Annotated in this window: 10 protein-coding genes; 3 read left to right on the plus strand and 7 right to left on the minus strand. The window is 44.7% G+C overall.

From position 1 onward, the window contains the following. The first annotated feature begins 260 nt into the window (after positions 1-260). From lpxA to JGK14_RS23200, 3 genes are all read left to right on the plus strand, one after another. Positions 261-1,055 (plus strand): acyl-ACP--UDP-N-acetylglucosamine O-acyltransferase, encoded by a 795-nt coding sequence (lpxA, locus tag JGK14_RS23190; protein WP_293183966.1) that lies wholly within the window; start codon positions 261-263, stop codon positions 1,053-1,055. Positions 1,056-1,224: 169 nt separating this feature from the next. Beyond that, complete coding sequence (lpxB, locus tag JGK14_RS23195) at positions 1,225-2,397, plus strand: lipid-A-disaccharide synthase (protein ID WP_293183963.1); 1,173 nt, start codon at positions 1,225-1,227, stop codon at positions 2,395-2,397. A gap of 23 nt (positions 2,398-2,420) precedes the next feature. Next, positions 2,421-3,686, plus strand: a complete 1,266-nt coding sequence (locus JGK14_RS23200; protein ID WP_293183960.1) for a DNA cytosine methyltransferase — start codon at positions 2,421-2,423, stop codon at positions 3,684-3,686. A 199-nt stretch (positions 3,687-3,885) separates the two neighbouring features. Here JGK14_RS23200 and JGK14_RS23205 read toward each other — a convergent pair whose 3' ends face one another. The 7 genes from JGK14_RS23205 to JGK14_RS23235 all read right to left on the minus strand — a co-directional run bounded on the left by JGK14_RS23205 (position 3,886) and on the right by JGK14_RS23235 (position 13,216). Further along, complete coding sequence (locus JGK14_RS23205) at positions 3,886-4,257, minus strand: four helix bundle protein (protein ID WP_293183958.1); 372 nt, start codon at positions 4,255-4,257, stop codon at positions 3,886-3,888. A gap of 142 nt (positions 4,258-4,399) precedes the next feature. Then, a complete protein-coding gene (locus JGK14_RS23210; protein WP_293183956.1) occupies positions 4,400-5,731 on the minus strand; it encodes an adenylate/guanylate cyclase domain-containing protein in 1,332 nt (443 codons plus the stop codon). A gap of 412 nt (positions 5,732-6,143) precedes the next feature. Further along, entirely contained in the window at positions 6,144-7,163 is a 1,020-nt protein-coding gene (locus JGK14_RS23215; RefSeq protein ID WP_293217130.1) for a chemotaxis response regulator protein-glutamate methylesterase, read from the minus strand. A 499-nt stretch (positions 7,164-7,662) separates the two neighbouring features. Beyond that, positions 7,663-10,668: a hybrid sensor histidine kinase/response regulator gene (locus tag JGK14_RS23220; protein ID WP_293325868.1), complete on the minus strand. Its 3,006-nt coding sequence runs from the start codon at positions 10,666-10,668 to the stop codon at positions 7,663-7,665. A gap of 221 nt (positions 10,669-10,889) precedes the next feature. Beyond that, a complete protein-coding gene (locus JGK14_RS23225) occupies positions 10,890-11,558 on the minus strand; it encodes a chemotaxis protein CheW (protein WP_293183950.1) in 669 nt (222 codons plus the stop codon). 274 nt (positions 11,559-11,832) lie between these two features. Then, positions 11,833-12,258: a zinc ribbon domain-containing protein gene (locus tag JGK14_RS34110; protein ID WP_442921472.1), complete on the minus strand. Its 426-nt coding sequence runs from the start codon at positions 12,256-12,258 to the stop codon at positions 11,833-11,835. Then, positions 12,236-13,216 (minus strand): RNA-guided endonuclease InsQ/TnpB family protein, encoded by a 981-nt coding sequence (locus JGK14_RS23235; protein WP_293217136.1) that lies wholly within the window; start codon positions 13,214-13,216, stop codon positions 12,236-12,238. The genes JGK14_RS34110 and JGK14_RS23235 overlap by 23 nt, the downstream gene beginning before the upstream one ends. Between the last annotated feature and the right edge of the window lie 139 nt (positions 13,217-13,355).

Raw genomic sequence — 13,355 nt, forward strand, 5'->3', positions numbered from 1 at the left:
TCTTGAAGGAGTCAGTAGAGGCGCTTTGATTTCGCCTTTGAAAGTTCGCATTTGGACTCTTCAAGAATCCCCGTCCCGGAGCGGGCTGGGGAGTATCAAGGGACTACTGATACTAAATTCTGGTTTGTTACTCCTTGATGATTCGGCGATTGAAATCGCTACTACACAAGCGAAGTCCGCCTCCGCGGACTAAGAAATAAACGGGGTATTTAAGCTTGATTTGGCATGAAAACTGAAAACTGACAACTGAAAACTGAAAAATGCTTACTTTGATTCACCCAACTGCTGTGATTCATCCCCGCGCCGAACTGCACCCGACTGTAGAAGTGGGTGCTTATGCTGTAATTGGGGAAAGAGTGAAAATCGGGCCGGAGACTAAGATTGGTGCCCATGCAATTATCGACGGGCTAACAGAAATAGGTGCTCGCAATCAAATTTTCCCTGGTGCGGCCATTGGTTTGGAACCTCAAGATCTCAAATATGAGGGTTCTCTGACTAGGGTGACAATTGGCGACAACAATGTGATTCGGGAATACGTGACAATCAACCGCGCTACTGGAGCGGGGGAAAGCACGACGCTCGGCAATAATAATATGTTGATGGCTTACGTTCATGTGGGCCATAATTGCGATATTGCCGATCGAGTAATCATTGCCAACGCTGTAGCCCTAGCGGGACACGTCAAAATTGAGTCTCAAGCCAGACTCAGCGGGGTTTTGGGCGTTCATCAGTTTGTCCACATCGGCCGCTTATCCATGATCGGTGGCTTGAGCAGGATCGATCGAGATGTGCCACCCTATATGCTAGTCGAAGGGAATCCTTCGCGAGTGCGAGCTATCAACAAAATAGGCCTCGAACGTGCAGGTTTAACTCCAGAAGATTTGCTAGTTTTAAAGAAAACTTTTCGGATTTTATACCATTCTGGCTACACTCTCAATCAAGCTTTGGAACAATTGGATTTGTTACCGGAAAATCATCACTTGCAGCACCTGCGGAGATTTGTGCAACAGTCTGTAACCAAAGGGCGGCGAGGCTTGATTCCTGGTAAAAAATGAATGAGCCTTATATTAATTCTTGCGGACTCAAAGAATTAGTATTATTGAACCGCGAAGACGCGAAGGACACGAAGGAAGAGAAGGAAGCTGTACGGTGCGTCAGTCACCAGCTATAGGTAACTCAAACAGTTTTTGTCTGACGCACCTTACCGAGGATATTGAGGAGTTTATGAAAATTTTTATCAGCACTGGTGAGGTTTCTGGCGATTTGCAAGGAGCTTTGTTAGTTGCAGCTTTAAAACGTCATGCTGTCGCCGCTGGTTTGGAGTTGGAAATAACCGCATTGGGCGGCCCTCGTATGGCTCAAGCTGGCGCTACTATTTTAGGCGATACTCTGGGTATTGGTTCTATGGGTATTATAGAATCTGTGCCGTATATTTTGCCAACGATCGCAGTTCAGCAAAAAGCTAAACAATATCTCAAAAAATTCCGTCCCGATGTTGTTGTATTGATTGATTATTTGACTCCCAATCTCGGTATTGGTAGCTACATTCGCCGCTGTTTGCCCGATTTACCTGTGGTTTGGTACATCGCACCTCAAGAATGGGTTTGCTCGATTTCTCCTCGCAATACGGATCTGATTGTCAATATTGCCGATCGCATTTTGGCGATTTTCCCCCAGGAAGCTACTTATTATCGCGCCAAAGGCTCTCAAGTCAGTTGGGTTGGTCATCCTTTGCTGGATAGAATGCAATCTGCGCCCAGTCGGGAAGTTGCCCGCAAAACTTTGGGAATTGAGCCGGAACAGGTTTCAGTCGCTCTAATTCCTGCTTCTAGAAAGCAAGAACTCAAGTACCTGATGCCGGTGATATTTGAGGCTGCTCGCATTATCCAAGCTAAAATCCCGGAGGTTCATTTCTGGATTCCGGTTTCTCAAGCAGCTTTCCGCAGCAAAATCGAACAAGCGATCGAGAATTACGGTTTGCGGGCTACTTTGTTGGAAAATCAAAATCTGGAAATATTGGCTGCTGCCGACTTTGCGATCGCCAAATCTGGTACTGTTAATTTGGAATTAGCTTTGCTCGGCGTTCCGCAAGTTGTCGCCTACCGCGTCAGTCGCATTACGGCGATGATTGCTCGCCACCTGCTGAAATTGTCGATTCCTTTTATCTCTCCGCCCAATTTGGTGCAAATGAAGGCGATCGTTCCGGAGTTGCTGCAAGACGAGGCTACTGCCGAAAATATAGTTTTCCACGCCCTGGAATTGCTGCAAAATGCCGATCGACGCCAGCAAACTTTGACGGATTATCGCCAAATGCGCGAAAGTCTGGGAGATGTCGGTGTGTGCGATCGCGCTGCTGCCGAAATAATCAAAAATGTTAAAATAAATACAGCTTCTTAAAACAATTTTAGTATTGAAATATTATGTCAAGCTATCGGAAAAAGCGACCGATCGCTGTTGATTTATTTGCAGGTGCAGGCGGCATGACGCTGGGCTTTGAACAAGCAGGTTTTGATGTACTTGCTTCAGTCGAAATTGACCCCATCCACTGCGCTACCCACGAGTTCAATTTCCCGATGTGTTCTGTATTGTGCAAAGATGTCTCAGAGCTGACGGGAGCAGAAATTCGGCAAAAATCTGCGATCGGCAAGCGCGAAATCGACGTAGTAATCAGCGGTTCGCCCTGTCAAGGATTCTCGCTGATGGGGAAGCGCGATGTCGGCGATCCGCGAAATTCTCTAATTTTCCACTTTCAACGCTTAGTTTTGGAGCTCAAACCCAAGTTTTTTGTAATGGAAAATGTGCCGGGAATTGTAGCAGGTGAACACAAAGAACTCCTGAATCTTTTAATTAGCTCTTTTCTGGAAGCAGGCTATCAAGTAGAAGAAAACTATCAAGTTCTTAACGCAGCTCACTACGGAGTACCGCAAGCTCGCAAACGATTGTTTCTGATTGGTTGCAAAAAAGACTACGATCTGCCAAACTATCCTCAGCCAACTACTTTTTTGCCTAAAAAGAAACTTCCTAAACGCTATAAAAAAGTTAATTTACCTGCGGTTCCGACAGTTTTGGATGCGATTGGAGATTTGCCGGAAGTAGAAAAGTATAGCGAGTTGCTACACCGAGATTGGGTAATGGTGGAGTACGGAAAGTGCAGCAGCGATTACGCGAGTTTTTTGCGCGGATTCGATGATTTTGATAATGATTATGCTTACGATCGCCAGTACGATCGACAAATCCTCTCATGCAGTCGGCGCACCAAACATTCTGCCGAATGTATGGAAAGATTTGCAGCCGCAGCCTACGGCGAAAAAGAGCCGATCAGCCGTTTTTACAAGCTGCACCCCGACGGAGTTTGCAACACTCTCAGGGCTGGAACCGACAGGGCGAGGGGCGCTTATACTTCGCCAAGGCCAATTCACCCGATCGCGCCTCGGTGCATTACAGTCAGAGAAGCAGCGCGATTGCATTCCTATCCTGACTGGTTTAGATTTCACGTCACAAAATGGCACGGTTTTCGCCAAGTCGGAAATTCTGTACCGCCACTATTGGCGAAAGCTGTAGCAGCGCAGATTATTAGCGCTTTGGGCGTAAAACCAATTAAGCCGAGTTTCAAGCTTTCAAGTGGAGAAGATTCGTTACTTAAACTAAATTGGTCGGAAGCAGAACAATATTATCTCGAAACATAAGAGTTAGATTTAATAATTGGTAATTGGTAATTGGGAACGGGTAATTGGTAATTGGTAATTGGTAATTGGTAATTGGTGTTTCATAGCGGTTCTAAACTTTCGCGATCTACTCGCTATTTGTCTTGCTAATTAGCCATTACCAATTACCAATACTGTACCTCACTTGATAATTGCTATATATACTCTGATTATTAATCAATTATTTTTCTTGATTGTTACCTATTGACTGTAGATAAGCATTCAGCTTCGGTGACAATTCATCAATTATTGGTTGGAATCTTTTTACCTGTTCACTTCCCACTAATTTTCTGGCATATGCTAGCCTCAAAAAGCTGATTGTTTCATACAAAGAACCTCTGGCAATCTTGACAAAACGCCGATTGTCTTGATAATTATATCTACCACGTCCTTCTGCAATATTAGCGCAAACGCTATCGGCGGCGCGTACAAGTTGCTTCCCGATAGTATCTTTTGTAAAATAGTCCCATTCTTTGACGATAAACCAAACCTCATTTGCCAATTTTTCAGCCAACTTGTAAACATCCAAATCCTCAAAATCTGGTCTACTCATATCTCACACCCCTTAATCAATAATTACCAATTACCAGTTACCGGTTCCCAATTACCGATTACCAATTCCCAATTACCAATTCCCAATTACCGATTACCAATTCCCAATTACCAATTCCCAATTACCCATTCCCAATTCCCAATTAAAAATCAACTTCCAATCTTCCTTTTAATAAATAAGCAGCCATTTGGCCCTTACCTTTGACATTGATTAAACCGCGTTTTTCAAACTCATACTTGTCTTCTATAAGCAAATAAGTTGCGTCGGAAATCTGAATTCCGTCCGGGATACCGTGAGATTCCATGCGGGAAGCGGTATTTACTGTATCGCCCCACAAATCGTAAATAAACTTTTTTGTCCCGATGATTCCAGCTACCACTGGGCCCGAATGAATGCCGATGCGGATGCTAATAGTGAGACCGAACTCTTCTCTGTATTTCACTATGGCTTCTTGCATATCTATGGCCATTTCGGCGATCGCATCTCCGTGATCTGCTCTCGGATTTGGCAACCCCGCCACTACCATATAAGAGTCACCAATTGTCTTAATTTTTTCTAAACCGTGTTTTTCGGCGAGATCGTCGAACTTGGAAAATATATCGTTGAGTAAATGTACTAATTTTTTGGGCGATATTGATGCTGACAACTGGGTGAAGCCAACAATATCCGCGAACATCACGCTAACTGCTGCGAATTCGTCGGCGATTACACCTTGTTCTTTTTTTAATCTTTCGGCGATCGCCTCTGGCAATATATTTAACAGCAACTCCTGAGATTTTTTTTGTTCTATCTCTAATTTGACTAGATAATCCTGCATGGTTTGATAGGCGAGATTCCTTTCTTGCAGGTGCATATAAGCTTTTGAGTGATAGCGAATTCTAGCAATGAGTTCGACTGGATTGGGCAGTTTTACTAAATAATCGTTAGCACCCAAGGAAAATGCTTGCGCTTTTAGTTCCGCTTCTTCTTTACTGGAGAGAACAATCATCGGAATGTCTCGCGTCAGCGAATTCCCTCGAAAAAAGCGCAGCAACTGCAATCCATCTATTTCTGGCATTACTAAATCTTGGAGGATGACTGTTGGCTTCACCTCTAATGCTTTCTTAATTGCTTGAGCTGGATCGTTACAGTAATAAAATTTAATGTCTTTTTCATTAGCAAGCATTCGGCGCACCGCTTCGCCGATCATTTCCTGATCGTCAATCAGTAAAACTGTAACAGTGTATTCGGTCAAGCTAGATATTTTTTTGCTTTCTGAATTTAAAGGTAAATTTAAGTCGATCGAGTGACGGCTTTTCTCCAATTTGAGGTTACTGAGAATGGCGCTATCTCTGGCGGTAACTGGGTTTTTCCCATTGTTTCCCCTATCCTCAAACTTCAACTTTACCACGTTGCCGTTGACTATTTGACTTTCTCGTTGATTTAGTGCACAACTGCAATCGAATTCAATAGCCTGAGAGTGAGTTAATTTCATAACTAGATCGGGCAACGGCCATTGTCTGGAGAGGATCGAAACTTTTACTTAAATATTTTCTAAGTGTCAATAGCGACCCGGTATTATTTAAGTACGCTTACCAGGTGATAATACCAGGTTGGTAAAGTTTTATCCGCTGATTTTTGTAAAATCTTTACACAGCCTAGCACGCTTGACATTGATTGCAAGGGCTACGATCGCTAATTGTTGGGTCAGCCGACTGCTGCTTGCTAGCAGGTGCCCGGTAACCGCAGCATTCCGTGAAATTACAGACTGCTGGCAAGATACACGCGCGATCGCGATCCCAAAACATCACCCCAATAGATTGATTATGATCGCTGAGAGTCTGGCACGACCTCGGCCATTGTGCTCAACCACTTAAGCCTTATGGCCCAAACATCTCTAGTATTTTCTACACGAGATATTTCATGCAGGCTGGGGCGATCGCCTCGATCGGCAAAACCTGCACAGCCGCATTCAAATCAGCAGCAGCTTTCGGCATCCCGTAAACTACTGAGGTAGCGCGGTCTTGGGCGATCGTGTGCCAGCCAGCCGATCGCAAAACTTTGAGCCCTTTAGCGCCGTCTTTGCCCATACCGGTTAACAGCACTGCCACCCCTTTGCCCTGCCAGTATTGAGCGACACTCTCAAAAAAAGTGTCCACTGAAGGGCGGTAAGGATATTCTAAAGGTTCTTTCGTATACTTAAGTGTTAAATTCGATTGTAATACTAAGTGGTCGTTAGTCGCGGCAATTATCACCTTACCGACTTCCAAAGGTCGATCGGCAACTGCGACACTCACCGCCAACTTACTTTTTTGACTCAGCCAATCTGCCAAACCAGGAGCAAACTCAGCATCTACGTGTTGGACGATCGCCACAGCCGCCGATAAATTGGCAGGTAAAGCCGATAGCAGAGTTGCCAAAGCTTGGGGCCCGCCAGTCGAAGAGCCGATCGCCAGCAGCGGCGGAGTCAAGCATTTAGGAGTTGCGCTGTGAAATAAAGAAGTCGAGTTACTTTTACCAATCAATCTAGCGACTTTAGAAATAGTTTTTAACAACTCCATACCGCCGCTTGGGGAATTGCCCATCAACCCCAAAATTGGCGTATTAATAGCATCCAGAGCTCCATATCCCATAGCTTCAAAAACCCTGCCCGCATTACCTGTCACCGAAGATGTCACTAGCAGAATCGCGCAGGGAGATTGCTTCATGATCAGGCGCGTCGCCTCAACACCATCCATCACCGGCATGATCAAATCCATCAATATCACATCCGGTGTATTGCGGGCGCACTTGGACACAGCTTCGGCCCCATCCGCCGCTATCCAAATAATTTCATACTCCGGTACCGTCACCAAAACTCGGCGCAAAGCTTCAGCAGCAATCAACGTGTCGTTGACGATCGCTATTTTCATGTTGAAATTGCTCATAGTTAATTAATTTTCAGTTGCGGGTAGTTGCGGGAGCCTGCCGATCCAGTTTTTTATGCTGCGGCCTTTTCTTTAAAACTGAGATATTGCACTATTGTCAATAAGCCTTTTATGAACAGGCAAGATGCCTGTTCCACAAGAGATGAATTTTTTTGTGGAACAGGCATCTTGCCTGTTCCTGAGAATGGTGTTCGTCGGTCAGTTAAAACTAAACTTGTAGACGGAGGCAGCAAACCGCTTCTCAATTAGCGATCGATACTGTTGGGTTAACACTTTTTCGGGCCCGGAGATCCCCCTAAATCCCCCTTAAGAAGGGGGACTTTGAGTGCTTCCGGTTCCCCCCTTCTTAAGGGGGGCTAGGGGGGATCTCCGGGCTCGGGGCCAAGCGTATTGAATTACCGATTGAATTACGAACTATCACGCAGCCTACCACTATTCATACCACATTTTGGTCGTATTTTTAGTTTTTAATTAAAAAAACTTAACCCGAGATTTTTTTTCAAGCCTCACCGATTAAATCAACCACCGCATTTAACAGCGTATCGTCGTGAAAACTGCTTTTAGTTAAATAATAATCCGCTCCCACTTCCAATCCTCTGATTCTATCTTGCTCGCGGTCTTTGTAAGAAACAATAATTACCGGAATCGACTTTAGGGCCGAATGATTTTTAATTTGACTAACCAGCTCAATCCCCGTCATGCGCGGCATATCAACATCGCTAATTACCAAATCAAACTGCCCGGTACGCAGAGCATTCCAACCATCCATACCATTAACAGCTATTTCAACCTCATATCCTTGATTTTCTAAAAGTTTGCGCTCTACTTCTCGAACAGTAATTGAATCATCTACTACCAAAACGCGCTTGCGAGTTGTTGATTCAGCAGTTTGTTCGGTTTTACTAACTTTCTGTAACTGACTTTCAGCCAGCAGTTTATCAGTCGATCGCACCAAATCTTCAACATCGATAATCAGCACCGGCGTACCGTCTTCCATAAAAGCAGCCGCGCTGATATCCGCTACCTTACCCAAACGCGGATCTAAAGGCCTGACAACTAAATCGCGTTCGCCCAGAAACTTATCCACAGCTAAACCATAACTGCTAGAGCGATCGCTCACAATGATCACCGGCAGCAAATCCAACTTTTCAGGTGGCGCAGCTAACTCCAACACCTGATAAGCTGTCACCAAACCAATGTTTTGGTTGTCAAGAGTAAAATACTGTCGGTTTTCGGCGATCGCAATATCAGCAGACTCAACCATCACAATGCGATCGATCCGAGTCAGCGGAAAAGCATAAGGTTCCCCCGAAATTTCCACCAACAGCGTCCGAATTACCGACAGAGTTAGCGGCAACTGCAAATGAAAACTCATACCTTTTTCCGGCATAGATGTCGCCCGGAGAATGCCACCAACCTCCTGCACCATACTTTGCACAATATCCAAACCAACACCGCGGCCCGAAATTTCCGTCACTTGACTAGCAGTAGAAAAACCAGGCAAAAACAGAAAATCCATCAATTCCGGTTCAGTCAATTTCGCAGCCATTTCCGCACTTACCATACCTTTCGTGACAATTTTTTGGCGGAGTTTTTCCGGTTCTATTCCTTTTCCATCATCCGAGACGGTAATTGATAGCATCCCGCCCCGATGTGCAGCTTCCAGTCGGATCGTACCTTCAGCCGATTTTCCCGCAGCCAAACGTGCGTCTGGGAGTTCAATACCGTGGTCGATAGCGTTACGCAAAATGTGTGTTAGCGGTGCTTCTAATTTTTCTAAAATATCTCGATCTACCTGAGTAGATTTGCCAACAACTTCAAATTTCACTTGCTTACCCAACTGTCTCGCCAAATCTCTCAGCATTCGCCCAAAAGCTGAAACGCCGTCAGCAAACGGTCGCATATTGCTGGCAATAACTTCTCGGTACAAGCGATCGGACAAGTTGGCAGAACGGCGGGCAAACAGTTCTAGTTCGTTGAGGCGATCGGACAAAATATGGCGGCAATCATTAGCTTTTTTGCGAGCACTGCCGAGATAATCTTCCGATCGCTGATCTAGAACAGAATCGCTTAAAGATTCCTGCAATTTCTCCAACAAATTATAAAGCTGTCCTTGGTTTTTTCTCAGTTTTAATAATGAATCAGCAAACGGTTGCAGCCATTTTGCTTCTACTAAAGATTCGCCTGCCAAACCCATAATTCGGTTTAAGTTTTCCGCATTTACTCGTACTACGCGGTCAGCGGTTTTAGGCTTTTGAGCGTTTTCCCTGAGATTTGAAGGTGCAGGTTTTGCGCTAACAATTTTAGTCGGTCGTTGCTCTACAGCTACTGCTGTAGAATTGGCGACGGGGGAAATTTGACCGCTATTCTTTGTGCGTTGGGAAGCATTATCTTGAGGTTTTGGTTGTGGTGTCGGGGTTGTTTGGGGACTCGTTGCTTCGGCAGATTTTTGTGAAACAACTGCGGCAGTTGTTGCCGATTGTTTAGTTGTTAATAATTCAAGAATCTTACTTATATCTGCGACAATATTATCTATTTCTGCCTCTTTTTCTGCCAGCCAAGCTTCGATTTTCAGTACCGGAATTTCCTGCATATTTACCAGAAAATTTACTCCGGCGAGCAGGGTGTCAATTTGACTGGGATTTAAGCTAGATTTGTGCTTCTGAAGTGCCACAAATGTATCTTCTATCGCCTTCGCAAGTTTAACAACTTCATGGAACTGAACTATTCTGCCAGCACCTTTTATTAAATGAGCGGATTTAACAAGGGAGTCTAAGTCTAAATATTCATTGGGGTCATTTTTGAGCGAGAGTAAAGTTTGGTTTAATAGTATTGATTGTGCTTCTACTTCTCCGGCAAATAAAGCTAACATCGATAAATCAGTTTTAAGCAACCGAGTTTCTGGACTTTCAACCTGTGGCAAATCGGGCAATATTTCATGAGGAATATCAGAATTGAATTGTACGTGGTCTGTTATTTCTGCGGTAAAATCAACAGGTAATTGCGGCTCCCATTCCGGCAGAATTTCTGTTTCAACAATGGTCTCTTGTTCTATTGTTTCTGCTTCATCTGGGCTGCCCAAATCTAATTGTTCGTTATTGATAATTGCTAAGATGGCAGTTTCTAAGGTTTCAATTTGCGATCGATTAACCGGGAGCCAATTTTCGATCTCGGTTTCCGGAATCTGGCTGATTTGGGCCAAAAGGTCGATCGCCCGCAGCATCACATCAATCTTATCAGGTGAGTCTAGGGCGATCGAGCCAGCCTGCGCCGCCACAAAGCAATCCTCCATCACGTGAGCGATTCGCACCGCAGCATCTAGTCCCACAATCCGCGCCGCGCCCTTGAGCGAGTGGGCTGCCCGCATCAAAGATTCCAGTTCAGCCGGAGAATTAGGGTTATTTTCTAATACCAAAATGTTCTCATTTAATACTGCTACTTGAGTGTCCGCCTCCATGCGAAATAAATCCATCATGGAGAAATTGCTCATATCTTGATTGCTCATTTTTTATTAATCCTTAATTTATTCCAACCCACTTTCGCCCGGTTTTGTTCATGTAGGCGCGAATTCCCTTCGCCCGTTCTTCAACCCGCGGAGGCGGGTTTCGTCTGTGTAGGCGCGAATGACCTTCGCCCGCTTTTATTCGCCAGATTCCATTCACCCAATGCCCAATTCCCAATGCCCCATGCCCAATTCCCAATGCCCCATGCCCTATTCCCAATTCATTAGATAATCTTCTTATTCAACGTATAAAACAGCAAATCATCATCCAGATAACAAACACTTTGCCCCTGCCAACTGATAATCCCTTTAGTATAAGTTTCTGGCACTTTAGAAACAGTAGATGGAACATTTCTGATTTGTTCCGGGAGAATGCGGTGAATGCCGTAAATCTCATCCACTCCAAACACCCAGCGGCTGCCTTCTCTCTCAACAACTACCATCCTTTCGTAAACAACAGGACTAATATTTTGTCGGCTAGCATCTGCTGCTTCCAATCCCAAAAGTGCTTTTAGGGAAACGCACAACTGGATTTCACCGCGAATATTCACCAAGCCGATAAGTATATTATTACTGCGGTGTGGCAAAGTGTGGATAACAGAAATCTGCGTCACTTCCTTAAACAGCGCCGCCGGTAAAGCCAACCATTCGCCGTTAAGCCTAAAAATACCTACAGATATAGTACCCGCAGCCGTGACGGCGTTAGTTACTCCTTGACTCGATCGCAATAAATTAGTCCACTCTTCCAGATATCCAGTCGGCAATTCCTGTTCCAGCAAACTCCGGCCCGCGTCGGAATAGACTGGACAGTTGCGGCAGTGAATAAATGTTTTTAATTGAGGACAAGTGCGATCGCCCCCAACTCCGATCCGATTCCAGCAATCATCAGTCATTCGATTTTAGATTTTAGATTTTAGATTTTAGATTGTAGGGTGTGCACCGCGCACCAGTTTGTAGTTTGTAGTAGTTTGTAGGGTGTGCACCGCGCACCAGTTGATTTAACTAACCGTAGGGTGGCCAGCGGGGAGAAATGTTTAGTTTTGCGATCGTCACATTCAGCCCTCGACCGCACCCTACAATAACTATTGTACAAAAAAATAGATTTTAGACTGAGCCTTGCTACACCTGTTATTCTTGTGACATACTCCCACGTCAAGCCTCGTGGTGCTATGACGTGGGCATCTTTGCAGCCCGATGAAGGGTATCCAAAATTTCCTTCGCGGTACTGTCATCTATAGTTCCTACTACAGAAAGATTCCCACTACGGCGTTTTATTTTGGGGAAAATGTCCAACCCCAATTTCTTCAAATTAATCGAAGCGTTGATATCGCGATCGACCATTAAAGAATGTTGCTCGTCCCAATAGCTTCGCATACCGCAATCGGTGAAAACGATTTCATTCCGATAGCACAGAAGCATTGAGGTATAAGCAGGTTTTTGCGGAACGACGGCTGATCCAGCTTTTTCGGCTATGTATTCCAGCGTCTTGAAAAATTGACCAAACGCAGCATCCAGCCAAGACTTGTTTAGTCCTGATTTGGCTGATTGACCGTTTGGGAGGTAGTTACCCTCATCCAGAAAGCTTAACTTTATTCCGCTTCGTTAAGCCTTTTAAGTTCAAATCTTCGTGAAAAAAGAATTTAGCTCCAGACCTGACAAGTTTGTGAGCTGTTTTATAGTGGAAGTCTTGGCGAGAACGCGCTATTTTTTGGTGCTGTCTCGCTTCTTTTTTTGCTAATTTCCGTCGGGCGCTACAGCCACGCTTCCGCTTATTCCGCTTTTTTGAAATGCGGTCTAACTTAGCTTGGTTTTTGCGAAGCGGTTTCAATGAAGGCAACTTTTCGCCCGATGACGTTGCTAAATAGACATCTTCATGCAGCACCGCATCTAACCCAATTGAGTTATCCCAGTTTGGGGTAACTTTGTCAGAAATAAACTGGGGTACTGAAGCGTCTTCAAGCATTATCTGGGCGAACCAACCATCAGCCTTTCTAGTTACACTAATTTGCTTGACGGTAAATCCATCGGGGATTGGGCGGTGCCTCCGAACTTTTATCACGCCCAACTTCGGCAATCGGATATAAAACCAATTCTTGCGAACCAACTTAATCCAATCGCTGTTAGCCGTAGAAAAAGTCATCGTCCGGTAATCAGCTTCAGTCTTGAATCGGGGTTTACCCGATCGACCGCCTTTACTATCCCCTACTATAAACCGTTCAAAGGCTTTATCTACTCGTTTAGAAACATCTTGCAGGATAGTTGAATCTACCTGCTTGAAGTCCAATAGCTCACCACTGTGGAAGACTTTTACTAGGTCTTTTTTGAGGGCGGGCAATTGTTGCTTTTGAGAGTAGTAGTTGGGCTTTTCGCGAGGCGCAGAGATGCTAGCAACCAATGGACAAGCATTTATAGCAGTGCGGTTTCTTTCCCACCAATCAAATCGATCGCCTAGCTGTCTGTTGTACCAATAGCGACAAATTCTCAACCAATGGTTGAGGGTTAATTTTTGATTGGTGTCGGGATAGAACTGATACTGATACGTTACTTTCATTGCGCTACGACCTTTACGCATTTGCTGGTCATAAAAATACCAGAAAATACTAGATAAAGTCAAGTAGTAATTTAATAATTGTGTCGAGTAATGATGCTAGCAGATAAAGATTTGTTGATCTCGTCATCCACACCTTCAT

This window comes from Microcoleus sp. PH2017_28_MFU_U_A (assembly GCF_020738035.1).
Classification (GTDB): Bacteria; Cyanobacteriota; Cyanobacteriia; order Cyanobacteriales; family Microcoleaceae; genus Microcoleus.